General features: G+C 60.6%; 28 protein-coding genes. 14 read left to right on the plus strand and 14 right to left on the minus strand.

Annotated elements, in window-relative coordinates; genetic code table 11:
- Position 1: 1 nt before the first annotated feature.
- Positions 2–244: a DUF3297 family protein gene (locus HYPDE_RS12900; RefSeq protein WP_015598923.1), complete on the plus strand. Its 243-nt coding sequence runs from the start codon at positions 2–4 to the stop codon at positions 242–244.
- A gap of 15 nt (positions 245–259) precedes the next feature.
- Here HYPDE_RS12900 and HYPDE_RS12905 read toward each other — a convergent pair whose 3' ends face one another.
- The 5 genes from HYPDE_RS12905 to HYPDE_RS12925 form a co-directional block, all read right to left on the minus strand.
- Positions 260–565 (minus strand): hypothetical protein, encoded by a 306-nt coding sequence (locus HYPDE_RS12905; protein WP_041321278.1) that lies wholly within the window; start codon positions 563–565, stop codon positions 260–262.
- 160 nt (positions 566–725) lie between these two features.
- A complete protein-coding gene (locus tag HYPDE_RS12910) occupies positions 726–1,394 on the minus strand; it encodes a class II aldolase/adducin family protein (RefSeq protein ID WP_015598925.1) in 669 nt (222 codons plus the stop codon).
- The gene (gene mtnA / locus HYPDE_RS12915) at positions 1,391–2,491 is read right to left on the minus strand and encodes an S-methyl-5-thioribose-1-phosphate isomerase (protein WP_015598926.1); all 1,101 of its coding nucleotides are present in this window, start codon (positions 2,489–2,491) and stop codon (positions 1,391–1,393) included. Before mtnA ends, HYPDE_RS12910 begins: the two co-directional genes overlap by 4 nt.
- On the minus strand, positions 2,481–3,197 hold the full coding sequence (locus HYPDE_RS12920) for an alpha/beta fold hydrolase (protein WP_144061269.1): 717 nt from the start codon (positions 3,195–3,197) through the stop codon (positions 2,481–2,483). Before HYPDE_RS12920 ends, mtnA begins: the two co-directional genes overlap by 11 nt.
- Positions 3,198–3,429: 232 nt before the next feature.
- Complete coding sequence (locus HYPDE_RS12925; RefSeq protein ID WP_015598929.1) at positions 3,430–3,969, minus strand: adenine phosphoribosyltransferase; 540 nt, start codon at positions 3,967–3,969, stop codon at positions 3,430–3,432.
- A gap of 120 nt (positions 3,970–4,089) precedes the next feature.
- Here HYPDE_RS12925 and HYPDE_RS12930 point away from each other — a divergent pair, with 120 nt between their 5' ends.
- Positions 4,090–4,521 carry a hypothetical protein gene (locus tag HYPDE_RS12930; protein WP_015598930.1) on the plus strand — a complete coding sequence of 144 codons (432 nt, stop codon included), beginning with the start codon at positions 4,090–4,092 and terminating at the stop codon, positions 4,519–4,521.
- 3 nt (positions 4,522–4,524) lie between these two features.
- Here the strand turns inward: HYPDE_RS12930 and HYPDE_RS12935 are convergent, their stop codons facing one another.
- The 4 genes from HYPDE_RS12935 to petA form a co-directional block, all read right to left on the minus strand.
- Positions 4,525–5,397, minus strand: a complete 873-nt coding sequence (locus tag HYPDE_RS12935; RefSeq protein WP_015598931.1) for an S-methyl-5'-thioadenosine phosphorylase — start codon at positions 5,395–5,397, stop codon at positions 4,525–4,527.
- Positions 5,398–5,497: 100 nt separating this feature from the next.
- Entirely contained in the window at positions 5,498–6,361 is an 864-nt protein-coding gene (locus HYPDE_RS12940; protein WP_015598932.1) for a cytochrome c1, read from the minus strand.
- A 14-nt stretch (positions 6,362–6,375) separates the two neighbouring features.
- Positions 6,376–7,689 carry a cytochrome b gene (locus HYPDE_RS12945; protein ID WP_015598933.1) on the minus strand — a complete coding sequence of 438 codons (1,314 nt, stop codon included), beginning with the start codon at positions 7,687–7,689 and terminating at the stop codon, positions 6,376–6,378.
- Positions 7,690–7,700: 11 nt separating this feature from the next.
- Entirely contained in the window at positions 7,701–8,273 is a 573-nt protein-coding gene (gene petA / locus HYPDE_RS12950; RefSeq protein WP_041320479.1) for a ubiquinol-cytochrome c reductase iron-sulfur subunit, read from the minus strand.
- Positions 8,274–8,525: 252 nt separating this feature from the next.
- Between petA and HYPDE_RS12955 the strand changes: the two genes are divergently transcribed.
- Together HYPDE_RS12955 and HYPDE_RS12960 are read left to right on the plus strand one after the other, a co-directional pair.
- A complete protein-coding gene (locus HYPDE_RS12955; protein WP_015598935.1) occupies positions 8,526–8,996 on the plus strand; it encodes a tRNA (cytidine(34)-2'-O)-methyltransferase in 471 nt (156 codons plus the stop codon).
- Between the two features lie 85 nt (positions 8,997–9,081).
- The gene (locus HYPDE_RS12960) at positions 9,082–9,717 is read left to right on the plus strand and encodes a methyltransferase family protein (protein ID WP_015598936.1); all 636 of its coding nucleotides are present in this window, start codon (positions 9,082–9,084) and stop codon (positions 9,715–9,717) included.
- A 21-nt stretch (positions 9,718–9,738) separates the two neighbouring features.
- On the opposite strand, the gene HYPDE_RS12965 is transcribed toward HYPDE_RS12960, so the two are convergent.
- Positions 9,739–11,616: an ABC transporter ATP-binding protein gene (locus HYPDE_RS12965; RefSeq protein WP_015598937.1), complete on the minus strand. Its 1,878-nt coding sequence runs from the start codon at positions 11,614–11,616 to the stop codon at positions 9,739–9,741.
- Positions 11,617–11,758: 142 nt separating this feature from the next.
- On the opposite strand from HYPDE_RS12965, the gene hemF reads away from it, so the two are divergent.
- The 3 genes from hemF (at position 11,759) to HYPDE_RS12980 (ending at position 15,296) form a co-directional block, all read left to right on the plus strand.
- Positions 11,759–12,667 (plus strand): oxygen-dependent coproporphyrinogen oxidase, encoded by a 909-nt coding sequence (gene hemF, locus HYPDE_RS12970; RefSeq protein WP_015598938.1) that lies wholly within the window; start codon positions 11,759–11,761, stop codon positions 12,665–12,667.
- Between the two features lie 232 nt (positions 12,668–12,899).
- A complete protein-coding gene (locus tag HYPDE_RS12975; protein ID WP_015598939.1) occupies positions 12,900–14,075 on the plus strand; it encodes a DUF2235 domain-containing protein in 1,176 nt (391 codons plus the stop codon).
- Between the two features lie 156 nt (positions 14,076–14,231).
- Positions 14,232–15,296: an alkene reductase gene (locus tag HYPDE_RS12980; RefSeq protein WP_015598940.1), complete on the plus strand. Its 1,065-nt coding sequence runs from the start codon at positions 14,232–14,234 to the stop codon at positions 15,294–15,296.
- Positions 15,297–15,344: 48 nt separating this feature from the next.
- Here the strand turns inward: HYPDE_RS12980 and HYPDE_RS12985 are convergent, their stop codons facing one another.
- Positions 15,345–16,568 carry a hypothetical protein gene (locus HYPDE_RS12985; RefSeq protein ID WP_244437834.1) on the minus strand — a complete coding sequence of 408 codons (1,224 nt, stop codon included), beginning with the start codon at positions 16,566–16,568 and terminating at the stop codon, positions 15,345–15,347.
- 128 nt (positions 16,569–16,696) lie between these two features.
- Here HYPDE_RS12985 and HYPDE_RS12990 point away from each other — a divergent pair, with 128 nt between their 5' ends.
- The 7 genes from HYPDE_RS12990 (at position 16,697) to HYPDE_RS13020 (ending at position 22,138) form a co-directional block, all read left to right on the plus strand.
- On the plus strand, positions 16,697–17,353 hold the full coding sequence (locus tag HYPDE_RS12990) for a CoA pyrophosphatase (RefSeq protein WP_015598942.1): 657 nt from the start codon (positions 16,697–16,699) through the stop codon (positions 17,351–17,353).
- A complete protein-coding gene (locus HYPDE_RS12995) occupies positions 17,350–17,646 on the plus strand; it encodes a DUF6111 family protein (protein ID WP_015598943.1) in 297 nt (98 codons plus the stop codon). Before HYPDE_RS12990 ends, HYPDE_RS12995 begins: the two co-directional genes overlap by 4 nt.
- 4 nt (positions 17,647–17,650) lie before the next feature.
- Positions 17,651–18,907: a CCA tRNA nucleotidyltransferase gene (locus HYPDE_RS13000; RefSeq protein WP_015598944.1), complete on the plus strand. Its 1,257-nt coding sequence runs from the start codon at positions 17,651–17,653 to the stop codon at positions 18,905–18,907.
- A 91-nt stretch (positions 18,908–18,998) separates the two neighbouring features.
- Positions 18,999–19,232: a hypothetical protein gene (locus tag HYPDE_RS13005; protein WP_015598945.1), complete on the plus strand. Its 234-nt coding sequence runs from the start codon at positions 18,999–19,001 to the stop codon at positions 19,230–19,232.
- A 146-nt stretch (positions 19,233–19,378) separates the two neighbouring features.
- Positions 19,379–20,191, plus strand: a complete 813-nt coding sequence (locus tag HYPDE_RS13010) for a UDP-2,3-diacylglucosamine diphosphatase (protein WP_015598946.1) — start codon at positions 19,379–19,381, stop codon at positions 20,189–20,191.
- Positions 20,192–20,238: 47 nt separating this feature from the next.
- Entirely contained in the window at positions 20,239–21,483 is a 1,245-nt protein-coding gene (locus HYPDE_RS13015) for a DUF3419 family protein (protein WP_015598947.1), read from the plus strand.
- Between the two features lie 10 nt (positions 21,484–21,493).
- The gene (locus HYPDE_RS13020; protein WP_015598948.1) at positions 21,494–22,138 is read left to right on the plus strand and encodes a class I SAM-dependent methyltransferase; all 645 of its coding nucleotides are present in this window, start codon (positions 21,494–21,496) and stop codon (positions 22,136–22,138) included.
- Positions 22,139–22,176: 38 nt separating this feature from the next.
- Here HYPDE_RS13020 and HYPDE_RS13025 read toward each other — a convergent pair whose 3' ends face one another.
- The 3 genes from HYPDE_RS13025 to groL all read right to left on the minus strand — a co-directional run bounded on the left by HYPDE_RS13025 (position 22,177) and on the right by groL (position 25,279).
- On the minus strand, positions 22,177–22,359 hold the full coding sequence (locus HYPDE_RS13025; protein ID WP_015598949.1) for a hypothetical protein: 183 nt from the start codon (positions 22,357–22,359) through the stop codon (positions 22,177–22,179).
- Between the two features lie 179 nt (positions 22,360–22,538).
- Positions 22,539–23,303, minus strand: a complete 765-nt coding sequence (locus HYPDE_RS13030) for a hypothetical protein (RefSeq protein ID WP_015598950.1) — start codon at positions 23,301–23,303, stop codon at positions 22,539–22,541.
- A gap of 332 nt (positions 23,304–23,635) precedes the next feature.
- A complete protein-coding gene (gene groL, locus HYPDE_RS13035; protein WP_015598951.1) occupies positions 23,636–25,279 on the minus strand; it encodes a chaperonin GroEL in 1,644 nt (547 codons plus the stop codon).
- Between the last annotated feature and the right edge of the window lie 47 nt (positions 25,280–25,326).

Below are 25,326 nucleotides of genomic sequence, written 5' to 3' on the forward strand. Positions count from 1 at the left end.
GATGACCGACACGCTGCCCGATCGCCTGTCCAACGACCCCAAAAGCCCGTTCTTCAATGAAGAACTGCTGAAGCGCGATATCGGCATCCGCTTCAATGACGTCGAGAAGACCAACGTCGAAGAATACTGCGTCAGCGAAGGCTGGATTCGTGTCGCCGCCGGCAACGCCAAGGATCGCGCCGGCCGGCCAATGACGTTGAAGCTTAAAGGCAAGGTCGAGCCGTACTTCAGATCGGCCGAATAATCGGCGAGAGCAGAACTATCGCACAGCGCGCCGCCTGCGTGTTGCGGCGGCTTTACGGGCTGAGGCGCTGCGCGCTGCTGCCGGGCGAGATGCCGCTGCCCTGCCGCCGATCCGACCGCCGCGCTTCGATGACACGTGCGTACCCTTCTTTCCTCGACCTGAACCGCTCTTTTTGCCGCCGCCGCTCTCCTTGTTGACGGTCGCCCAAGCCCGACGTTCAGCTTCGCTCTTCTTTACGCCGCGTTTTTCGTAGCCTTCCTCAATGTGCTCGGCTTTTCGCTTCTGCTTGTCGGAATAACTGGATTTATCGCCTCGTGGCATCCGGAGCCTCCTGAATGATTTTGTTGTGCTGCCGAAGCAACGCGCGGAGAGATCATAAGTTTCGCGGCATCGAATGCGCTTGTGACTGGCGCCCGGCTTCTCAGCCATCCAGGATGGGCAACCGCACAAGGTTCACATCAATAGAAGAGGCGCCGGAAAGTTAATCCGTGGCTGCGTTGCGTCCGTATGTTTTGAATTTGTCGAGCAGCATGGCCATTTCATCGTCATTCAGGACATTCGCGGGTCCGAGCGTCAGAACCTTGTAATATTGCTCGGCCAGCACTTCGACCTCCGCTGCAAGCTCGAGCGCTTGATCGAGCGTTGCACCAAGCGCGATCTGACCGTGGTTCGCCATCAGGCAAGCATCGCGCTCTTTCAAGCCGGTCGCGACGTGACGCGCCAGTTCCTCGGTGCCGAAGGTCGCATAGGGAACGCACGGGATATCTATTCCGCCCGCAACACCGACCATGTAATGAAAAGCCGGAATAGCCCGGTGCGCGCAGGCAAGAACCGTTGCATGCATCGAATGGGTATGCACGACAGCGAAACGATCCGGCCGCGCTCTATAGGCTGCCAGATGAAAGTGCCATTCGGTCGAAGGCGTTTGTCGGCGGTCGTGTACGCTGCCATCGCTCGAAACAAATACGATATCCTCAACATCCGTCTCGTCGTAGCGCTTGCCGGACGGAGTAATCAGCATGCCGTCCTCGAAGCGGCACGAGACGTTTCCGGAGCGTCCCGGCGAAAGGCCTGAACGGCTCATCGCGAGTGCTGTGTCGAGCACCGCTTTTCTGAGACTTTTTTCGCTGGGGCGTCTGGCTTTGCTCATGCGGCGGCGCTTTTCCTTTCGGGATAAAGCGACAACAGCCCATCGCGGGATGCCTCGCAAATGCCACGCTCGGTAATGAAACCCGTCACGAGCTTCGCGGGCGTGACATCGAACGCCGGATTGCGCACGGGCGTTCCGTCGGCCGATATCGCAACGGAGGCGACCGCGCCGTCGGGGAGACGGCCCTGTACGCGCAGAACTTCGTCGGCTCCGCGTTCCTCGATCGGTATGTCGGTGCCTCTTTCGATGCTCCAGTCGATCGTCGAATAGGGCAAAGCGACATAAAACGGCACGCCGTTATCATAGGCTGCAAGTGCTTTCAGATATGTGCCGATCTTGTTTGCGACGTCACCGCAAGCCGTAACGCGGTCGGTGCCGACGATGACCATATCGACGCAATCCCGCTGCATGAAATGCCCGCCGGCGTTGTCCGCGATCAGCGTATAGGGGACGCCGTGCTGCGCCAGCTCGAACGCGGTCAAAGCCGAGCCCTGGCAGCGCGGCCGCGTTTCATCGACCCAGACATGCACGAGAATTCCGGAATCGTGCGCCTGGTAGATCGGAGAGGTCGCGGTCCCCCAATCGACGCACGCGAGCCAGCCGGCATTGCAGTGGGTGAGGATGTTGACGGGTTCGCCGGATTTGTCCCTCGCGAGCTCCCGGATCAGGCGCAGTCCGTGGGCGCCGATGCTCCGGCACGTCTCGACATCGTCCTCCGCAATCTCGCCGGCGCGGGCATAAGCGGCCGCAGCGCGCGCCTTCGGAGCGAGTGGAGCAAGAGTGATCTCCAGATCGTTCAGGGCCCAGCGCAGATTGACCGCGGTCGGACGCTGCTCGGCAAGAAACCCTAGAGCTTGTTTGAGAGCGGCATCGGATGGATCAGAACGCATTGCAAGTGCCACACCGTAGGCTGCCGTGACGCCGATCAGCGGTGCGCCGCGCACCTGCATCGACTTGATTGCGTGCGCCGCATCTTCGATCGTCCTTAGCGTATGGCGGACGATGGTATGCGGCAGCATCGTCTGGTCGAGGATGCCGACCGACCACCCGTCGGGCTGCAGCCAGATGGTGCGCGATGCGACGCCGTCAATCTTCATACTGCGCCTCCCACAACGTCTTCGATTTCGCAAACGCGCGGATTTCCTTCGCAGCCTCGTCCGCACATGTCTGCAGCAGCATGTGCGCGGCAGAGAAAGCGACGATCCGCGCTCCACCCTTGTTGCAGACGGCTTTCTGCATCGCTGTCATCGAAACAAGCCAATCCTTGCGTCCATGGAGCACCAGGATGGGGCAACTGAGCTTGGCGAAGTCATCTCTCACGTCGACCTCAGCGATAGCCCTAAGGCGCGCCGTGCGGACGGGGCGCGACAGGCTACGGACAATCTGATCGACCTTGTTTCTCAGTTCATCGTCCCCGTAGGAACCCATTAATATCGCATCCCTGATCTTCTTTGGTGTCGCGTCGGGTTCTGCGTGCGATGCCCAGCGAATAAGCCAACTGGGCCACGGGTTCTTCAAGAATGTTGCAGCAAGTACCAGGCCCTTGATCTGTGATCCAAGCTGGGCTGCAACGCGAACCGCAACCGGGCCGGAAAACGACTCGCCGAGAAGGAAAACCTCGCGCCGTCCGATCACGTTGCGCACGAGCTCGGCGTATCCGGCATATCCCAGGCTCGGATCGTTCGGATAGCGCACGACTTTTACCGTGAATTCCTCGGCGAGACCGGCGGCCAAGCGATCGAACAAGTCTCCGGTGCCATCGAGGCCGGGCAGCAAGACGATTTCCCGTGCGGTGGCGGCCATCGTCACGTCTCCGGCACGCCGGACATCGGGATGCACAGAGTCGCGTCGAGACCGCAGCTTTCGCAGGTCAGCACGTACCATTCCGCGTAGGGACGCGCGGAGCGATCACAAATGGAAAGACCCAACCTGCCGCATATGGGGCAATGATAAGGTGCGTCGGGCTCGGCACGCCAGGCGGCGATGCAAGCCAACGCGTGCTTCAGTTGCTCGCCCACCAGGTTCACGGCCGCGACTAATGTCCTCCGAACGATACCAGCGCGTGGCTTACGACGCCAAGATCCGACAACCGCTGCATGCCGCCGAGGTCCGGCAGGTCGACGATGAACGTTGCGCCGACAATTGTCCCGCCGGACCGTTGCACGAGCTTCGCAGCCGCTTCCGCCGTGCCGCCCGTCGCGATCAAATCATCGACGATGAGCACGCGCGTGCCTTTCGCGATCGCATCCTCGTGCACCTCGATCACGTCGACCCCGTATTCGAGCGTGTACTCCTGCCCGATGGTCTTCCACGGCAGCTTGCCCTTCTTGCGGATCGGGATGAAACCGCATTCGAGGCGGTCAGCTATCGCACCTCCGAGAATAAATCCGCGCGCCTCGATGCCCGCGACGGCCTCGACTTTTTCGTCCTCGAAAGGCTTCGCCATATGCTTGATCGCCTTCTTCAATCCCTTGGGATCGGCGAGGAGCGTGGTGATGTCCCGGAACATAATTCCAGGTTTAGGATAATCGGGGATGGTCCGGATGAGGTTTTCGAAGTCTTGCACGTGCTGCACTCCCGCCCAATTGACGGCGCAAAATAGCAATATCGCTGGCGTCTAGGTAGAAGCAGCGTAGGCCCGTACAGCCGATTGTTCGGTCGCGTGGCTGAATGATGTTTGCTGAGGGACAATGAGATGGTAGCACAAGGCTCGCCTGCGATGGCCGGCCCGGACTTTGGCTCGTTCTCGGACGACACCGACGACCTTCCCCGGACACTCAGGCGCGAAAAGGAAGCCCGTGCTCGCGAGGCGCGAGAGCGTGCCGCGCGGGAACGTGCGGCAGCTCCCAGTCTTTCGACAGGTATCGACGATTACTCCAGGGCACAGCCGCAGATCTATCGCTCGGCCGAAGATGAGCCGTGCATCGGCAACGCGCCTATTGCGGCCACGGTGCGCGCTTTCGACGTTCCGTTCCCACGCCTCGTCACGTTCTTTCTGAAGGCGGTTATCGCGGCTATTCCGGCGATGCTGCTTCTTGGGATCATTCTATGGTTCATGGGCACGGGCCTTGAAATGGTGTTCCCGCAGCTCATCAAGATGAAAATCTTGATCGGCTTCTCGAACTAAACACTAGCCGAGGACGCGGCCAGCGACGGCGTCGAGCTTCTTCAGCAGCTCGGGATCGCGCGCCTCCGGCGGCGTGATGATCGCCACTTCGAGCGCTTTGTCGGAGCCGATCGGACAGGCCGGATGCTCACGCGGGAAATCGCGTGCGAGACGTGCGACCAGACGCTGCGCCTTTCCTGTATTCTCCTGCATCACCTTGATGATCGCGGCGACGTCGACATGAGCGTGATCGTCGTGCCAGCAGTCGTAATCGGTCACCATCGCGACGCTCGCGTAGCAAAGCTCGGCTTCGCGGGCGAGCTTGGCTTCCGGCATGTTCGTCATGCCGATCACGTCGCAATCCCACGAACGATAGAGATTGCTCTCGGCGCGCGTCGAGAACTGCGGTCCTTCCATCGCGAGATAGGTTCCGCCACGATGCATCTTAATCTTTTCGGACTTGGCGGCGTTCTCAAGCGCCTTATGCAACAGAGGGCTCGTCGGGTCGCCCATCGCGACGTGCGCGACGCAGCCCTTTCCGAAGAACGACGTCTTGCGGGCGAACGTCCGGTCGATGAACTGGTCCGGTAGCACGAAATCGCCAGGCTTATATTTCTTCTTGAGTGAGCCGCACGCCGAGACCGAAACGAGATCGGTGACGCCGGCGCGCTTCAGGGCGTCGACGTTGGCGCGGTAATCGATGTCGCTCGGCGACAGTTTATGGCCACGGCCGTGGCGCGGCAGAAAGCGGATCGGCAGGCCGTCGATATCGGCGAACAGAATGGCGTCTGATGGCGTTCCCCACGGGCTTTCAATATGCCGCCACTCCGCGTGAGCCAGTCCCGGCAGGTTGTAGAAGCCGCTGCCGCCGACGATGCCGAGAACCGATTGCACCATTGTCCCTGCTCCTGACCCGATATGCCGGGCGCCACTTAAAAGAAAAAAGGCCCCGCAAGCGAGGCCTTTTCGGAATCTCGTATCGCCGGCTTGGGCGATCCTAGTGCTTGATCGCCGACCAGATGCGTTTTTTGCCGACGTACAGCAGGATCGTTGTCACGACCAGGTAGAGGATGACCTGCCAGCCGATGCGCTTGCGCTGATCGAAGCTCGGGTCTGCCGTCCATGACAGAAAGGCCGTGACGTCGCGTGCATAGTTGTCGACGGTCGACGGCGTTCCGTCCTGATAGGTCACGGCGCCTTCCGACAGCGGCGGCGGCATGCTGATCTGATGACCGGCGAAGGCCTTGTTGTAGAACTTGCCGTCTACCAGATGAAAGCTTGCGGGCGGATCGCTGAAACCCGTCAGAAGCGCGTACAGGTAGTCCGCGCCGCCTTCCTGATAGCTCTTGAATATGTCGCCGAGCATCAGGAACGGATGGATGTACCAGGGCGGATTACGCTCGATACCGCGAGCACGCGTGATCAGCGAAAGATCGGGAGGCAAGGCTCCGTTCTGGGCAGCGCGGGCTTCCTGATCGTTCTTGTACGGTCCGAGGATCGGGTCCGACAGCAGCGCCGGACGCTCGAACATCTTGCCTTCGTCATTGGGGCCGTCGGTAATCTTATTCGGCCATTCGGCAGCCAGAGCCTTTACAGACGCTTCTGGAAATTCCGGACCGCCCGGCTGAACGAGGTTGCGGAATGCGACCCGCTTCAGACCATGGCAGTTCGAGCAGACTTCCTTGTAGACCTGAAATCCGCGCTGCAGCTGAGCCCGGTCGAACTGTCCCGTAAAGCCTGAAAATGCCCAGGCCTGACGCGCAATCTCCTGATGTCCGGATTCTTCGCCAAGCGCGGCGGCTGGAACCACGACGAGGGCCGCAACGATACCGGCCAGAGCTTGAGAGAAACGTTTGTTCATCTGTCCCTCTCCTCTCAGCGCGTCTCAGGGGCGGCGGTAGCGCCCTTGGGCAGCGTCGCACTGCCGCCGAGCACGGCGTCGGTAATCGACCGTGGCAACTTCCTTGGCGTCTCGATCAAGCCGACGATCGGCATGACAACAAGGAAGAACAGGAAATAGCAGACGGTGAAGATCTGGGCCCACGTCACGTAGACACCTTCGGCCGGCTTCGAGCCAAGATAGCCGAGGGCGACGCACGTGAAGAGGAAGAACCAGAAGAACCACTTGAAGATCGGCCGATACTTCGCCGAACGCACGCGCGAGGTATCGAGCCACGGAGCGAACGCAATGATCAGCACGGCAGAGAACATTGCAACGACGCCGCAGAGCTTGGCATACTGGCCGAGCGGGATGCCGAGGAACGAGTTCGTGAAGGCCCGCAGAATTGCGTAGAACGGCAGGAAGTACCACTCCGGCACAATGTGTGGCGGCGTGACCAGCGGGTTCGCCTCGATATAGTTATCGGCGTGGCCGAGGTAGTCCGGCACGAAGAACACGAACCAGGCGAAAAGGATCAAGAAGGCGAAGAGGCCGACCGCATCCTTCGACGTCGCGTAAGGGTGCATCGGAACCGAGTCGCTCGGCTGCTTCAGGTCGAGTCCTGTCGGGTTGTTCTGACCCGCCACGTGCAGCGCCCAAAGGTGCAAGCCGACGACGCCAGCCAGCACGAACGGCAGCAGATAGTGCAGCGAGAAGAAACGGTTGAGCGTTACGCCCGACACCGAAAAGCCGCCCCACAGCCACTCGACGATCGCGGTCCCAAGACCGTTGATGATCGTATCGAGCGCGGAGAAGAGGTTCGTGATGACGGTCACGCCCCAGAAGCTCATTTGGCCCCAAGGCAGCGTGTAGCCCATGAAGGCCGTCGCCATCATCAACAGCATGATGATGACGCCGAGAATCCAGAGAACTTCGCGCGGCGCTTTGTAAGAGCCATAATAGAAGCCGCGGAAGATGTGGATATAGACCGCGAAGAAGAACATCGACGCGCCGACGGCGTGGAAGCTCCGCATCATCCAGCCGTAGTTCACATCACGACGGATGTGCTCGATCGAATCGAAGGCACCGGCAGCACTCGGCTGATAGTGCATCGCCAGCACGACGCCGGTGACGATCTGCGCGACGAGGCAGAACGTCAGAATGCCGCCAAACGTCCAGAGATAGTTGAGATTGCGCGGCGTCGGAAAGTCGACGAACTGCGCGTGCATCATGCGCGCTATTGGCAAGCGCTCATCGAACCATTTGCCCCAACGGGAAGTCGGCTCATAGGTCGAAGTGTGACCACTCATCGTTCTGCTCCCTAGCCGATCTTGATTTTCGTGTCCGAGGTGAACGCATAAGGCGGCACCTCCAGGTTGCGCGGCGCGGGACCTTTTCGGATACGGCCCGATGTATCGTACTGGGAGCCGTGGCAGGGACAGAACCAACCGCCGTATTCGCCGCGCTCATCGCCCATCGCCTGGCCTTTCGGGATGCAGCCAAGGTGGGTGCAGATGCCGACGAGGATGATCCAGTTCTCGTGGCCCTTGATTGTGCGGTTCGCGTCGGTTGCCGGATCGTCGACAGGAAGAGCGTCGTTGCGGGCGAGGGTATCGGGGAGCGTCTTCACGTCGACGTCCACGGCCGATTCGACTTCGGTTTTCGTCCGGTTCCGGATGAAGATAGGCTTGCCACGCCACAACACGGTGATGGCCTGCCCCTCTTTGACGGGCGACAGGTCAACGTCGACAGACGACAGTGCCATGGTACTTGCGTCCGGATTCATCTGCTGGATGAACGGCCAGAGCAAAGAAGCGGCGCCGACAGCGGCAAACGCATTACCCGCAACCACCAGAAAATCGCGGCGGTTTGGTTCTACTGCGTCAGTGGTCACGGGTGCCTCCAGTTTGAAGCGTTAGGAACCACTGGAGGCAAGACGCACGGGCTGGGGGCGGAACTTTCGTCCCCCGCTTCTCACCGTCTGCGTCAAACCCCAGTCTTCTTCATCCCTTGGCGCTCGTTCTGACAGCGTTTGGCTTCGCCCTCAAGCTCGGCCGAGCAACAGTGAAAGAGGCAATTTGGCGCATCGCGGAAAATCGTTGAAGCTAGGCACCTCTATTCACACTTTTCGAGAGCTTTTTTCAATATGCGCTTAGCGCTCTACCAACCTGATATCGCGCAAAATACCGGGACGATTCTGCGTCTGTGCGCCTGCCTTGGCATTCCTGTCGACGTCATCGGGCCGACGGGTTTCGACATGAGCGACCGCGCCTTGAAACGTGCGGCGCTCGACTACCTTGATCATGTCGACCTTACTCGGCATGCGAGTTTTGCGGAGTTCATGGACCGGCAGGCATCGCCGGGAGTCGGGCGAGGCCGGCTTATCCTACTGACCGCACACGCCGAGACGCCTCACGTCGGTTTTGCCTTTGAACCAAATGACACTTTGATGCTCGGGCGCGAGAGCGCGGGATGTCCTGAATCGGTCCACGCGAAGGCCAACGCGCGGATCACGATCCCGATGCGCCCAGGACTTCGCTCACTCAATATCGCCGTTACGGCAGCGATCGCGCTCGGCGAAGCGCTGCGTCAGACCAACGGATTTCTGAGTCCATAGGTAGGATTTTATTTCACTGTCGCAGACATGACATGCGAGTCCGGCAGTTCTGGGGGCCATTTTCAACCAGGCCCTCCCGCGCAGCATGGCCTTCGATATCTATCTCATCATTGCCGGCGCCGTTTCTGCCTTGCTCCTGACCGCAGGCCTCATCGCCGGTCTTGCGGCACGCGATGATCAGAGCGCTTGGCGCATCTGGCCAGCGCCGCCTGCCGGATCGCTCAAGAGCTTCACTTTTTGGACGCTCTTCCGGACATTGAATGTCGTCGTTCTGGTGCTGGCTGGCGAACGCGTGCTGATGCTCACGACCGCTGACGCGTGGGCACCTTTTCGGCTTGTCTTGGCGGCAATCGCCGTCATCGCCTTTGCAGCCTACCTCTATGCACTCTGGGCGCTCGGCCGCGAGGCGACCTACTGCCGGGCAAGCGGACTTGCGACAGGGGGCGTCTATCGATGGACGCGCAATCCGCAGTACGCGACGGCCATTGCAGCATTCTCGGCGCTCGGGCTTGCCGCCTGGTCCCCGGAAGCGACGCCGCTGGCCGCTGCCCTTGTCCTCGTCTACGCGCTGATGGCGGTTGCGGAGGAACCCTGGCTGGAGGCGCGCTACGGACGTGCCTACGCCGATTACCGGGCCGATGTGCCTCGCTTTTTCAATTTCCGACATGCCGTAAGCGAGCTTGCGGCCCTGGCTGCCCGCAAATCTCAGCCGCTCACCTAACAGCGCCGCGACGGCCGATAGTTATTCGGCCGCCTCGCGCGCCAGGAAGCCGCCCGACTGCCGCTGCCAGAGCTGAGAATAAAGCCCGTCGCGAAGCAGCAGCTCGGCGTGCGTGCCTTCTTCGATGATGCGGCCTTCCTCCATCACGACGAGCCGGTCCATCGCGGCAATCGTCGAAAGGCGGTGTGCGATCGCGATGACCGTCTTGCCGCGCATCAGCTTTTCGAGGCTCGACTGAATTTCCGACTCGACCTCGGAATCGAGCGCGCTCGTCGCCTCATCGAGGACGAGGATCGGCGCATCCTTCAAAAGCACGCGCGCGATCGCGATGCGCTGGCGCTGTCCGCCGGACAGTTTCACGCCACGCTCGCCGACGTGTGCATCGTAACCCTTGCGACCTTTCATATCCTCGAGATGGAGGATGAAGTCGTGCGCTTCGGCACGCTGGGCTGCGGCAACGACCTCGGCGTCGGATGCGTTCGGTCGGCCATAAAGAATGTTGTCGCGCACCGAGCGGTGGAGCAGCGAGGTATCCTGCGTGACCATGCCGATCTCGGCGCGGAGGCTATCCTGCGTAACATGTGCAATGTCCTGGCCGTCGATCAGGATGCGGCCGCCTTCGAGGTCGTAGAATCGCAACAGCAAGTTGACGAGGGTCGATTTGCCGGCGCCTGAACGGCCGACAAGCCCGACTTTCTCCCCCGGCCGCACGAGAAGCGAAAGGTTTTCGATGACACGCGGCGGCTCATCCTCCGACGCCGCACGTCCGGCACCGTAGTGGAAGTGGATATGATCGAAGCGGATTTCGCCGCGCGGCACGGCGAGCGGCGTCGCGTCGGGAGCATCCCGCAACAGGTTCGGGAGTGAGATCGTTTCCATGCCCTCGTGCACGACGCCGATGTTCTCGAAGACGTCGGCAATCGTCCACATCACCCAGCCCGACATCGTGACGATGCGGATGACCAAGCCGCTCACGACGGCAATGTCGCCGATTGATACGTGGCCCATCGTCCACAAAACGATTGCGGTTCCGGTGGTGGCAACAAGAAGGATGCCGTTCAGCGTGTAGAGCACCAGCTCCATCGCCGTGATCAGGCGGAGAGATGCCTGCCACGCCTGCATCTGCTCGGTCAGGGCTTCGCGCGCATAGGTATCCTCGCGCTCGGCGTGCGCGAAGAGCTTCACCGTCATGATATTCGTATAGCTGTCGACGATACGGCCGACGAGCATCGAGCGCGCTTCCGACGATTTCGTCGAGCGTTCCTTGATGCGGGGCACGAAGTACCGGAGCGCCACAATGTAGGCCACAAGCCAGACGATGAGCGGCACCGTCAGTCGCCAATCGGATGCTGCGAAGAGCAAGGCCGACCCGATGAACTGCACGGATGCGTACCAGAGTGCATCGATGAGCTGCACAACGCTTTCGCGAAGCGCCGTCCCGGTCTGCATGATCTTGTTGGCGACGCGGCCGGCGAAATCGTTCTGGAAGAAACCGAGGCTCTGGCGCAGCACATAACGATGCGTCTGCCAGCGAATACGCGACGTCGTTCCCGCCGAGATCATCTGGTTCTTGATGAAATCATGCGCGGTCGACACGAGCGGCCGCAGGATCAGCGCGACGACGGCCATCAGCGCCAGCATTGTCGCGTGCGTGGAGACGAATGTCGCCGGGTCGCCGTGGGCGCGCATCTTGTCGACGATGGTGCCGACGAAACCCATCAGTGCCACCTCGATCGTCGAACCAAGGCAGCCCGCGATCAGCAGCATCACGAAGAACGGCCAAAGCGGCTTGATGAAAAACCAATAAAATTCCCATAGCCGTTCCGGCGGGCGCGTGATGTTGCGCTCGGCAAACGGCTTTATGCGGTTCTCCCCCCAATGCAGAAGGCGGCGAAACATAATGACTATCGCAAACGCAAAAGCGGCGCGTAGTCGCAAGTGCGGAATTCCGACTGGCGACGGCGACCGGATGTTGATCGTGGATGCCCGTTAGGGCTAAGGGTCCTTTCAGTCAAAAACAAGACCTTATGCAGAATAGCTGATGAACACACCCAATTTGCCCTTAGAACAGCAGAAGGCGCGGGCGCGCGCCTGGTTCGAGCACCTTCGCAACGATATCGTAGCCGCCTACGAAAAGCTCGAAGCGAGTTTGCCGGAAACCGCGCCGCACGGTGGCGATGTTCCGGGCAGGTTCGTCGCGACGCCGTGGACGCGGAAAGATGCAGCCGGAAACGACGGCGGGGGCGGCGTCATGAGCATGCTGCACGGCCGCGTCTTCGAAAAGGCCGGCGTTCATACTTCGACGGTCTACGGCGAATTTTCGCCTGAGTTCCGCAAGCAAATTCCGGGTGCCGAGGAGTCGCCGGCCTTCTGGGCGTCGGGTATCTCTCTTATCGTGCACCCCCGGAACCCGAATGTGCCCGCTGTTCACATGAACACGCGCATGATCGTCACTAGCAAGTGGTGGTTCGGCGGCGGAGCCGACCTGACGCCCGTGCTCGAAAAACGCCGGACGCAATCGGACGCCGATACGCTGGCGTTTCATGCGGCGATGTATGGTGCCTGCGCGCCGCATTCCATCGCCGACTATCAGAAATACAAGGCGTGGTGCGATGACTATTTCTTCCTGCCGCACCGGAACGAAATGCGCGGCGTCGGCGGCATTTTCTATGATAACCTGACGCCGTCGGACGCGGAGGGTGGATGGGACGCAGCTTTCGCGTTCACGCAGGACGTCGGCAAAGCGTTCGCAAGCGTCTATCCGATGCTCGTGCGCGGGAATTATTCGATGCCTTACTCGGATGAGCAACGCGAAGAACAGCTCATCCGGCGTGGGCGCTATGTCGAATATAATCTCCTTTACGACCGGGGTACGATGTTCGGCCTCAAGACCGGCGGCAATGTCGAGAGCATTCTTTCCTCGATGCCGCCCGTCGTGAAGTGGCCCTAGCACCGGGGATTCCTCTCAGGCACGACCCCTGCTCCTGTTGCCATTTGGCCAGTCGTGGCTCGCAACGGCAGGAGCGTACGCGCGCCCATTCTGGACCGTTTCGGCCAGACGCTTATAACGCACGTTAGAAATAGCTCTTCGCCCTCCCCGCGACCGGGATGGCGCCGCGTGGGTGTGCGTACCCCCGCCTTGTCTAGCGTGCGCCGGCAACGGCCTTTCCCGGGGAGGCAGAATGAAACGTCTTGTCTGCTCGCTCGACGGCACTTGGAACGACGAGGATGGTCCGTGGCCGCAGACGAACGTCGCTAAACTTCATAATGCCATTCTGCCGAGAGACAAGAAGGGTGTTCGCCAGCTCGTCCGCTACATTGCGGGCATCGCGACAACCGAGGACTTGCGCTTCTCGTTTCTCAGGGGCGCCGTGGGCCTTGAAGTCGGCACGAGGATCAAGCTCGCGTACCAGTTCCTCCGCGACATCTATGAGCCGGGTGATGAAATCTATCTTTTCGGATTTTCGCGCGGCGCCTATGAAGCACGCAGCCTCGCGAGCTTCGTGACGCTATTCGGCATTGCGCGGACAGACGGCGATTTCTCTTTCGATGAAGCCTGGAAACTCTATCGCCAATCCGATCATAAACGCGACGTCGATACGCTGGCGCGGTTGAGCGCTGCCTGCCACTATCCTGTTCCTATTCGCTGCATCGGCGTGTGGGATACTGTCGGCAATATCGGAAATCCGTTCTCGGGTGCGGCGCGGATCAGCCGCCTGCTTGCGTTCCACGACATGCGATTGCACGACACGATCGACGTGGCGCTTCACGCGTTATCGATCGACGAAACCCGCGGGCCGTTCCGGCCGACGTTGTTCACCCTTCCCGAAGGAGCGGCGCTCGCAGCGCATCAGCATGTCGAGCAGACATGGTTTGCAGGCACGCATGCGGACATCGGCGGCGGGTGGCCCGAGTGCGAGTTGTCAGACATCGCGCTTCTCTGGATGGCGGAGCGCGTTGCGGCCTTGACCGGCCTCGCGATCGATATTCGCAAATTGAAACGGTCCGCCGCCCCCAATCCGCTTGGTTTGCAGCACTATTCCGCAACGGGCTGGGTCTATGCGGTCTCGCGGCTGGTGCCATTCATCCGTCTGATAGAGCAGAATCCCGACGCCCTCTCGAAGAGCCGCCGCCGATGGTTCCGGACTTGGCGAACAGGCAAACTCGATCGGGAATTGATTTCGCTCAACGAGACGATACACGAGAGTGCTTTGGTGCGGTTCGGCCAGACGGTCCGCGAGGCGCGCGGCCGATCCGTGCAAGACATTCTTTACCAGCCGGGGAGTCTTTCTGCCGTCGTCTCGCCGTCGGCGGGCGATGTGACGGAATCGGAGAATTCTGCTGCCGAAGTGGCGTGATGTCTGCGGGTGCATCGGCCCCTGCGAGCTCTCTGATTGGAGCGATGCATCGCCGCAGTTGTTCGTCGGCAAGCGCGTGCCACATGATGGTCTGCCGCGAGTTCATCATCTGCTCGCGCTGCCCACCAGATCCTTCCAATTATCAAGGCTTCTCATATGACATCGCTCTTCGACCCGCTTCGCGCCGGTGCCTTTACGTTGAAAAATCGCGTTGTCCTTGCGCCGCTGACGCGCTGCCGCTCGAGCGCTGGACGCGTCCCAAACGACTTGATGCGGGAATACTACGTTCAGCGTGCCTCGGCGGGGCTGATCCTTTCAGAGGCGACCTCCGTTTCTGCGATGGGCGTCGGTTATCCGGATACGCCCGGTATCTGGTCGGAAGAACAAGTCGCCGCCTGGAAGCGCATCACCGGCGCCGTGCATGCGGCGGGTGCCACCATGCTTCTGCAGCTTTGGCATGTCGGGCGCGTCTCGCATCCCGATTATCTCGGAGGCGCACTGCCGGTAGCTCCAAGTGCCCTTGCTCCGAAGGGTCACGTCAGCCTGCTGCGCCCCATGCGCGACTACGTCGTGCCGCGGGCGCTTGAGCTTAGTGAAATTCCCGGCATCGTCGCGGAATACCGGCGCGGCGCCGAAAACGCCAAGCGCGCGGGTTTCGACGGCGTCGAGGTTCACGGCGCCAACGGCTACCTTCTCGATCAGTTCCTGCAGGACAGCGCCAATCTCCGCACCGACGCTTATGGCGGGTCGATCGAAAATCGCGCGCGGCTGATGCTGGAAGTCATCGATGCCTGCATCGACGTGTGGGGTGCGGATCGCGTCGGGCTGCATCTGGCACCGCGCGGGGATGCGCACACGATGGGCGACAGCAATCCGCTCGCGACGTTCGGTTACGTCGCGGAACAAATGCGCCGACGCGAGATCGCGTTTCTTTGCGCGCGCGAACACGAGGGAGCGGACTCGATCGGCCCGCAACTCAAGAAGATTTTCGGCGGAGTTCTGATCGCCAACGAAAAGTTCACGAAAGAGACGGCGGAGGCCGCCATAAATTGCGGCCGTGCGGATGCCGTCGCGTTCGGGCAGCTTTTCATCGCGAATCCCGACCTGCCCGAGCGCTTCGAGCTCAACGAGCCTCTCAATACGCCGGACTCAAGCACGTTCTACGCACAAGGCCCAAACGGATATACCGACTATCCGTTCCTGGAGCGGGTGGAGACCTGAGCCCGGTCGATCCGGCGGCGAAATCGATGTCGGAATGCGGCGGAGTTTTCAACGCTCCGCCGTGCTGCGCCGCTCGAAAACGCTATCAAAAGCCGCGGCGAATTCCTGCGCGCCCGGCCTCGCGATGGCCTGCGACATACGACGATCCAACTCGACCTGCAACTCCGCCGCGGTCAGGCCGGCGACCATCTTGTTCACGTAGTAAGCGCGCCGCGCAAAGAAGTTCGGTGTCGGCGCCGACGAGCCCGGCTCCTCCATCATCTCGAGGCCCGTCATTGGACCCGCTAGATTCATCAATTCGAGTTCGGCTCCCGAGAGCGATCGCCTGCCTTGCTTCTCGGCGGTATCTTTCAGCGTCCTGAGCTTCATCGCCTGCAGCATTGGACCGATGTCGGCATCGATATTCAGCGTGTGAATTCCCATGCCTTTGTCGGTCTTCGCGTAACGTTGCTGAACATCCCATTCGAACGGCAAGCGTTTGACGTTCGCATACATGCGCTTCAGCACTGTCAGCTTATGCTTCAGCGCTGCCGTTCGTGCCGGCGAATTCTCGGGATCGCGCAATTTCCTGTTCAGAAGCAAGATGAATGTGCCGCCGCTGCGCGCCAGCTCGTTGATCGAATTCGCGTCGAGAAGCTGGGCGTAGCCAAGCGCACTCGATATCGCGCGCCCGGTTTTCTTGACCGGGTGAATGCCGGCCTGCATGTCGTAAGTACCGTTGCCGCCCGTCTCCAGCGCGTAGACGCGAACGACCTGTTCCTTGGACAAGCCCAACGCATTCGCCTCTTCGGCGTAGCGCAGCTTGAACTCCCGCTCGCTGACGCGTTCGGGCGTAAAGCCGTAGACGCGCTTGGCTGCATCGAGATAGTCGGAGACAGTTGCAAGCTCCCGTGTTTTTGCGGGCTCCGTCGTCTTCTGCTGCTCGACAAAATTATAATACTTTTTCGCGAGCGCAGCGGAAAGTGCCGGTCCCTTGTACCGTGGAGGGAAGCTCATAACGTAATCACTGCGATCGAAGGGTATCTTGGCGGCGCGTTTCCTGCGCCGAACTTGCCGCTTCGACTCGACGGCATCCCAGTAGGCGTCCGTCTGATCATTGAATGCGTTGCGCGCGTCTTTCCACGCACGGAACTCGTCGAGTTCGGAATCGGATAGGGCGGCGAGAAAATCGATTGTCGATGCCGCGCCTGCTGGCCTGATGCTAGCGGAGAGCAACAAGGCTCCGGCGACCACCGAGAGGGCCAGCGCACGGAGCGCCCAGGTCATACTCATAGTTGCCACGCGATTCCAATTTTCCTGACAGTCGGGCTTCGGTTTGCGGTACGGTCTCAAGGTATCGTGATTCAGCGGTAATCGGCCACCCTGCCGGATCGCGCCAGACATATGGTTATAATTGTAAAATGCCCTCTCTTTCCGCCTCGAATGTGACGACAACTGGCCTGGATGCCGAACTTTTCGAGAAGCTGGCCCGTTCGCGGCTGCTTCAGGACCCGCCGATCCCGGACGGAACGCAATCTTCTGGCGATGACGAACTCAATCCGGATGCGGGAAGACATGCCACGAATCTTTGCCCTGCGGCGGTGTTGATTCCGATCGTCTCGCGCGCGCCGCTCAGCATCGTTCTGACCGAGCGGACCAAGCATCTTCCGGCCCATGCCGGTCAGATCGCCTTCCCCGGCGGTAAAGTCGAAGCCCACGACATGACCCCACTGGCCACTGCTCTCAGAGAAGCGCGCGAAGAAATCGCGCTCGACGATACTTTCATTGAACCTCTCGGCTATCTTCCGACGTATCGAACCGGCACGGGGTTCATCATAACGCCGGCCGTTGCGCTCGTGCGTCCGGGGTTCAAGCTTGTTGCCGATCCCGCCGAAGTCGCCGACATCTTCGAAGTGCCGCTTCAATTTCTGATGGATGAAGCCAACCATAGAATCGACAGCCGGAACTGGCGTGGCAACGAGCGGCGCTTCTATGCCATGCCCTATGGCGAACGCTATATCTGGGGTGCCACCGCCGGAATCATCCGGGCGCTCTATCGGAGATTGTTCAGCGCATGATCCGCATCGTCATAGAAAACGTCTTTTTCTTCCTGCTGCCGACCCTCTTCTACATCGCTTGGGTTGCGTTCAGGGACGACGAATGGTCAGGACTTGCCGGGATCATCCGCGAGGCCCCGTTACTGCGCCTCTTTATCGCCGGGGCAGCCCTGATGCTGACAACCCTCATCGCGTTTTCATCGCGGACCTATAATGCGCCGCATGACGTCTACGTCCCGCAATCGATGCAAGACGGCAAACTTGAACCGGGCCGCACGATCCGCGCCACAGAACCGGAGCCCGAGAAACCTTAAGCTCATGTCCCAGATCACCGCCAGAGGTCCGCGCATCACCGCCGAGTGGCTTAATGCGAAACCCCTTCGCAAAGTCTTCGCTGCATTCGAAACCGCACATATCGACGTTTGCGTCGTCGGCGGCGCAATTCGAAATTCGCTGATCGATCGCCCTGTCACCGATGTCGATCTCGCAACACCTGCCGCCCCCGAAACCATCATTCGACTTGCGAAAGACGCCGGTCTCGACGCGCATCCTACAGGTATCGAACACGGCACGGTCACGCTTGTTTCGGATGGTGTCGGCTTCGAAGTTACGACGCTTCGGCGCGATATCGAAACCGATGGACGCCATGCGACGGTCGCGTTCACCCAATCGTGGGAAGATGACGCCAAGCGCCGCGATTTCACGATCAACGCGCTTTATTGCGATGCCGATGGAATGATCTACGATCCGATCGGCGGCCTCGACGATCTTCGCCGCCGCCGCGTGCGATTCATCGGAGATGCGGAAGCCCGGATTCGGGAAGATTACCTGCGCATCCTTCGCTTTTTTCGCTTCAGCGCCCAGTACGGCAAAGGCCAGCTCGATGCGGTCGGCCTGGCGGCTGCGATCGCGCTGAAACAGGGCCTGACTCAGCTCGCAGCCGAACGTATTCGCGCCGAATTCCTGAAGTTGCTTGCGGCACCTTTTGCCGCCGAGGTCGTTCTGACGATGCACGAGAGCGGCATCCTGAAACTCATCCTTCCCGGCATGACCGATCCGGGGCGGCTGGCGCGCCTACAGGCGATCGAGGCGAACCTCGGCCAGCCTCCGGATGTGATCTGCGGGCTTGCGGCACTCGCCGTTTCCAATCCGGCAAAAGTGGACGCGCTTGCACAACGGCTTCGTCTTTCGAACGCCGAAGCAGCCGCACTCAAAACGGCCGCTATCGTTAATCCGGACATCGATCCGGCACAGCCCGACACCGCTGCCCGCGCCGTTCTCTACCATCTTGGTCCGGAGGCCTTTCGGCGAGCCGTCTACGTCTCGTGGGCGCGGTCGGGAGCCGCCGCGACCGATCCCGCCTGGCGCAGGCGAGCGCTTCTGGCGGACCGCTGGAGCCCGCCAAAGATGCCGTTCGGCGGGAGCGATGTCCTTGCCCTCGGCGTACCTCCGGGACCGGCTGTCGGCGATGTCCTCAAGGCCTTCGAAACGTGGTGGGTGGCGAGCGATTTTATCCCCGATCGCTCGGAGCAGGCGGCAAAGCTCAAAGCTCTTGCGGCAAGCGCCGTTCATTAACAAAACATTAAATTTTACTTCAATCTGATCATAACCGCGTTTATGGTGCCGGCCCGGGGTCTCTGTTGTAATGCGTCGAGGGAATGCCCGGATGAATGATTTTCGTCGTGAACGCGCACGTTCGCTAAGATACGTTCAGATCGTTTTCGCCGTTCTCGCCCTTTTCAGCCTCACCGCTGCGCTTGCCGTTTCCACCAGGGGAACCGACTTGGGGCTGCCGGAGGCGTCGATCTACCCGATCTCACTCGCCTTCCTGATGGTCGGGGTTGTCGATACGGCGTTGCTCTTTGTCTGGGAGCATATTTTCCAGCGTATCGAGTTCTGAGGCCGTCGCTGCGACGAGTATCGCGTACCTCTTATTCGAAGCTGTCGCCACGGCTGTTGCGACGCGCCGCAGGCTGCCGTCATACGCGTGTAACATGAATCCGGTCCTTCGCTGAGCATGAAGAGCTTGGCGATTGGGGGCCGAACTTGAGCGCCGCGACCGCAACTGGGAACTTGAACTACCGCGCCGTGTTCATTTCCGATGTCCACCTCGGAATGCGCAATTCGCAAGCACCAGCGCTTCTCGATTTCCTCAAATACGTCGAGTGCGAGGCTCTCTATCTCGTCGGCGACATCGTCGACTTCTGGAAAGTCCGACGCGGACCGCATTGGCCCCAGAGCCATAACGACGTTCTGCAGAAGCTTTTGCGCAAGGCGCGCAAGGGCACGCGCGTCGTTTTCATTCCCGGCAATCACGATGATGGGTTGCGCGATTATACGGGAATGAACTTCGGCGGCGTGGAACTGCGGCGCGATGCCATCCACGAAGGCGCCAACGGCAAGCGCTATCTCGTTCTGCATGGCGACGAATTCGATGTGGTGGTGCGCTATGCGCGCTGGCTCGCATTCCTCGGCGACCGTTCTTACGATGCAGCGCTGGCGCTTAACGTGCCGTTGAACTTCGCGCGCCGCATGCTCGGACTCGGACACTGGTCGCTTTCGGCGTTTTTGAAGCTTAAAGTCAAAAGCGCCGTCAACTACATCGGCGAATTCGAGGACGCGCTCGCGGCCGAGGCGCGCCGACGCGAAGCGGAAGGTCTTATCTGCGGCCACATCCATCATGCGAACGAACGCATGATCGACGGCATCCATTATCTGAATTGCGGCGACTGGGTGGAAAGCTGCACCGCAATCGGCGAGCGCTTCGATGGCCATTTCGAAATCATCCGCTGGAGAGAGCAACTCGGCCAACGGGCCTCGCAAGCGACATCCGGCCGCTGGCTGATCGAAGCCGCATAAAGCCCTTAAGCGCCGCACCCAAAAGTGGCGATGAATGGAGATCGGGAGTGAACGTATCCGCAAAAGTCTTCGAGCCGACCAGCATCGACCTGCTAAGCGAGGCGGTGCATCAGAACCGTGCGCTGAGCACAGCCGGCTTGCTTGAACGAACCTTCACGTTTGCCTTCCGCTCGATGGTCTATCCGCAAATCTGGGAAGACCCGCGCGCGGACATGGAAGCGCTCGAACTCGCGCCGCAAAGCCGCGTCATGACGATCGCATCCGGCGGCTGCAACGTGATGAGCTACCTTACCGGCAACCCGGCGCGCATCATTGCTGTCGACCTCAACGAAACGCATGTCGCGCTTTTGAAGCTGAAGCTCGCAGCAGCGCAGCACCTTCCGAACCATGCCACGTTCTATCGCTTTTTCGGCTCCGCCGCCGATCGCCGCAACGTGCATCTCTATCGCGATCTCATCTCGCCGCATCTCGATGCCGAGACGCGGGCCTATTGGGAGGGCCGGGATTTCACCGGGCGACGGCGTATCTCGCGTTTTGCGCGCAATTTCTACCGCTATGGGCTACTCGGCCGCTTTATCACGAGCGGACATGTCATGGCTCGCGTTCTCGGAGCCGACCCGAAGCGAATTCTCGATGCGCAAACGGTCGAGGAGCAACGCCAGATTTTCGACCGTGAGATCGCGCCGGCGTTCGACCATCCGTTGTTGCGCTGGATCACGTCCAATCGCGCGTCGCTGTTCGGGCTCGGCATTCCGCCCGTTCAGTACGATGCCTTATCGCACGGCGGCGCGCGGCCCATGTCCGCCGTTTTGAAGGAGCGCGCGGAGCGTCTCGCGACGGGTTTCGATCTCAAAGATAATTATTTCGCCTGGCAGGCGTTTGGCCGCTGCTACGCGCCGCAAGGACAAGGCCCGTGTCCGCCTTATCTCGAAAAAGCGAACTTTCTGGCGGTCAAGACGCGAACCAACCGCGTGACGGTCGTGCACGACAACATGGTTCGCTTTTTGGCGAACGAACCGGCCGAAAGTCTCGATCGCTACGCGCTGCTCGACGCGCAGGACTGGATGGACGATACCGCTCTCAACGCATTGTGGCGCGAGATCACGCGCACGGCACGCCCAGGAGCGCGCGTTATCTTTCGCACTGCGGGCGAAAGCAGCATCTTGCCGGGACGCGTTTCGCGCGCGCTGCTCGATCGGTGGACTTACGATGCCGTCCGCTCCGCTGAGATCCACGCGAAGGATCGTTCGGCAATCTACGGCGGTTTCCACCTCTATCTGAAACGCGATTAACGGAGCGCCGATGTCGGAGTCTGCTGCCGGAGCCATGGATGTCATCTATCGGCACCAGCGCTATATCTATGATCTGACACGGCGACATTATCTCCTGGGGCGCGATCAACTGATCGCCGATCTGACGCCGCCTCCCGGTGGATCGGTTCTTGAAATCGGCTGCGGCACGGCACGCAACCTGATTTGTGCGGCGCGTCGTTATCCCGGCGCGCGGTTCTTCGGCGTCGACGTTTCGGAAGAGATGCTCAAAACCGCGCGATCCTCGATTGCGCGAAGTCACGCTCGCAATCGCATTCAAGTTGCACAAGCGGACGCGACGGCCTTCTGCCCTGAAACGCTGTTCGCTCAGTCGTCCTTCGACCGAATTTTCATTTCGTACGCACTGTCGATGATTCCAGCTTGGGAAGCCGTCCTCGATCAGGCTGCCGGCAAGCTGGCACCAAAAGGCACGCTCCACGTCGTCGATTTCGGAACTATGGACGGGATGCCGGGGTTTGCGCGACACACAATGCTTGCCTGGCTAACGCACTTCAGCGTGACGCCGCATCCCAATCTCCAGGCTGTCGTTCGCTCCGTCGCGGAGCGACATGGCCTTAGATCGGCTTTCCACCAAGGCCGTTTCGGCTACGCAGCGCTTGCAAAAATCGGCCACTGAAGCAGGTGCACCGCACAGCCGAACATTCCCAATGGCTGCTAGCTTACGTGCGGGCCGCGCATCAGCTGCAGCGCCGACTGGATTCTGCGCCAGTCTTCAACAAGACGCTTGTCGCCCCGTTCCTCGAGCTCGCGAACCATCTGAGCGGCCTCGGCGAGCGCCTTCGCGCCGTGCGCTTCGTAGAGCTTCCGCGCGTGAGCTTGAATTTCGACGGCATCCATAGCTTCGCCTCCCTATGTCGTTGTCCGGGTAGCATTCACGTTGGGGCGCTGGCCCGCAATACAAAGCCCTAGAAACAATATTTGATCGAGGCGCTTGAACGACGATCATCGTCGAAAGCCCCGAGGGGTGGGGCTTTCGGAGTGCTTCTGGCGGTCGTATCAGAACGAGACGCGTCCTATTAGGGCTTAGCGGCCGCTGCCTCGGGCTTTGCAGTTCCGGCGCCGTTGGCAACGATCTCAGCCACGAGAGCCTTATCCTCGGCTGGGATTTCTGGAGCGGCAGGCGCGTCGGCTGCAGCTGGCTCGGCTGCTGCCTCTGCGGCAGGGGCCGCCTCTGCTTCCGCTGCGCTTTCTAGTGCAGCTTCTGCCGGTGCGGCTTCTTCTGCGGCGGCTTCTGCCGAAGGTTCCTCGGTTGATGCCGCTTCCGCCGGAGCTGCTTCCGCTGACTCTGCCGAAGCAGACTCCTCTGCGGCGGGTTCCGACGCCGGTTCGGCTTCAGCGGATGCAGCCTCCGTTGCGGCGGCTTCCGCAGGCGCAGCCTCCGAAGCGCTTGCATCAGCCGCTGCTTCCTCGGCGGCTGCCGGCTCGGTTGTAGCTTCCGCTACCGGAGCCTCGTCCGCCGCCGTCTCTGCAGCTGCAGCCGGCTCAGGCTCAGCCGCTGCCGGCTCCGCACTTGCTTCGGCGACTGCTTCTTTTTCTGCCGGTGCTGCTTCAACGGCATCTTCATTCGCCGCCGCCGGAGCTTCCGCCGCCGTTTCTTCTGCCGCCCGCTGTTCGGTTGCTTGTTCTTCAACAGGCGCCGTTTCGGCGGGCGCGAGCGCGGCAGCCAACTCGCCAATCGCTCGCTCGACGGCCTTCATGGCTTTGTAGTCTGAAGTGGCCTCAATGCGCGCTTGAACGCCCTGATGTAACTCCTTGAGCTTGGACAGAATATCTTCTGACATCTATTCTTCCCTTTCTTCTTTGGTTTTTGAGAAAAAGTCACCCCTTCATCAGCACATGACTGTTCATGCGGATGCTCGTCTTCAAATTTTCCAGTAATGCGCAAGAATAAATGTACAGGAATTATTGGCTCAGCCGAACAGCCGCGGCGAACTGTACACAGCTATAAATCTGTTGCAGTTGCTCCTCGAGTTTCAGTGATGGCGCGGGCAGCAGAGTCGTGAACGCAAGCATACAAATGCAAAAAGCCCCGCATCGCTGCGGGGCTTTCTTGTTTGCGCTTTCCGACTCGCCTTCGTCGAGCTGGCCGGAAAGCGCGATTGGTAAGGGCTGCTTAGAAGTCCATGCCGCCCATTCCGCCCATGCCGCCCGGAGCAGCGTGCGAATGACCGCTGTCCTTCTTCGGCACGTCGGCGATCATGGCTTCCGTCGTGATCAGGAGGCCCGAAACCGAAGCGGCATCCTGCAGCGCGCAACGGACGACCTTCGTCGGGTCGATGACGCCCTGCGAATAGAGATCGCCGTACTCGTGCGACTGAGCATTGTAGCCGAACGCGTACTTCGAGTTCTCAAGGATCTTGCCGACGATGACCGAACCGTCCTCGCCAGCGTTCGCAGCGATCTGACGGGCCGGAGCCTGCAGGGCCTTGCGAACGATGTTGATGCCGACCTTCTGGTCGTCGTTTTCGGGCTTCAGCGTATCGAGTGACTTCGCAGCGCGGAGCAGTGCAACACCACCGCCCGGAACGATGCCTTCTTCGACGGCCGCGCGGGTCGCGTGCAGCGCGTCATCGACGCGGTCCTTGCGCTCCTTGACTTCGACTTCGGTTGCGCCGCCGACCTTGATGACCGCCACGCCGCCGGCGAGCTTCGCAAGACGCTCCTGCAGCTTTTCGCGATCATAGTCGGAGGTCGTCTCTTCGATCTGCGCCTTGATCTGCTTCACGCGCGCTTCGATGTCGGCCTTCTTGCCAGAACCGTCGACGATCGTGGTGTTCTCCTTGTCGATCGTCACCTTCTTGGCGCGCCCGAGCATGTCGAGCGTAACGGTCTCAAGCTTGATGCCGAGATCTTCCGAGATCACCGTGCCGCCCGTCAGGACAGCGATGTCCTCAAGCATGGCCTTGCGGCGATCGCCGAAGCCCGGAGCCTTGACGGCTGCAACCTTGAGGCCGCCGCGCAGCTTGTTGACGACGAGCGTTGCGAGCGCTTCGCCCTCGACGTCTTCAGCAATGATGAGGAGGGGCTTGCCCGACTGGACGACGGCTTCGAGAACCGGAAGCATCGCCTGCAGACCCGAAAGCTTCTTCTCGTGGATGAGAATGTAGGGGCTCTCGAGCTCTGCGATCATCTTGTCGGCGTTGGTGATGAAGTACGGCGAGAGATAGCCGCGGTCGAACTGCATGCCTTCGACGACATCGAGCTCAAAATCGAGGGTCTTCGATTCCTCGACCGTGATGACGCCTTCCGAACCGACCTTGTCCATCGCTTCGGCGATCTTCTTGCCGACGACTTCGTCGCCATTGGCCGAGATCGTGCCGACCTGGGCGATCTGATCCTTCGTAACTTTCTTCGAGTTCGTCTTGAGATCGTCGACGATCGTCTGGACGGCGAGATCGATGCCGCGCTTCAGATCCATCGGGTTGGAGCCGGCCGCAACGGACTTCGCGCCTTCGCGGACGATGGCCTGAGCGAGAACGGTGGCCGTCGTGGTGCCGTCGCCGGCAAGGTCTGCCGTTTTGGAAGCGACTTCGCGCAGCATCTGCGCGCCCATGTTCTCGAACTTGTCTTCAAGCTCGATTTCCTTGGCGACCGTCACACCGTCCTTCGTAATGCGCGGCGCGCCGAACGACTTTTCGATGACGACGTTGCGACCCTTCGGCCCGAGGGTCACCTTCACCGCGTTGGCGAGGATGTCGACACCACGGAGCATGCGCTCGCGAGCGTCTTGAGCAAACTTGACGTCTTTAGCTGCCATTTAAGCAACTCCTGAGTTTGGCTGAATGCTTCTGAGGGGAAATTGAA

Origin of the sequence: Hyphomicrobium denitrificans 1NES1 (assembly GCF_000230975.2) — a bacterium.
Classification (GTDB): domain Bacteria; phylum Pseudomonadota; class Alphaproteobacteria; order Rhizobiales; family Hyphomicrobiaceae; genus Hyphomicrobium_B; species Hyphomicrobium_B denitrificans_A.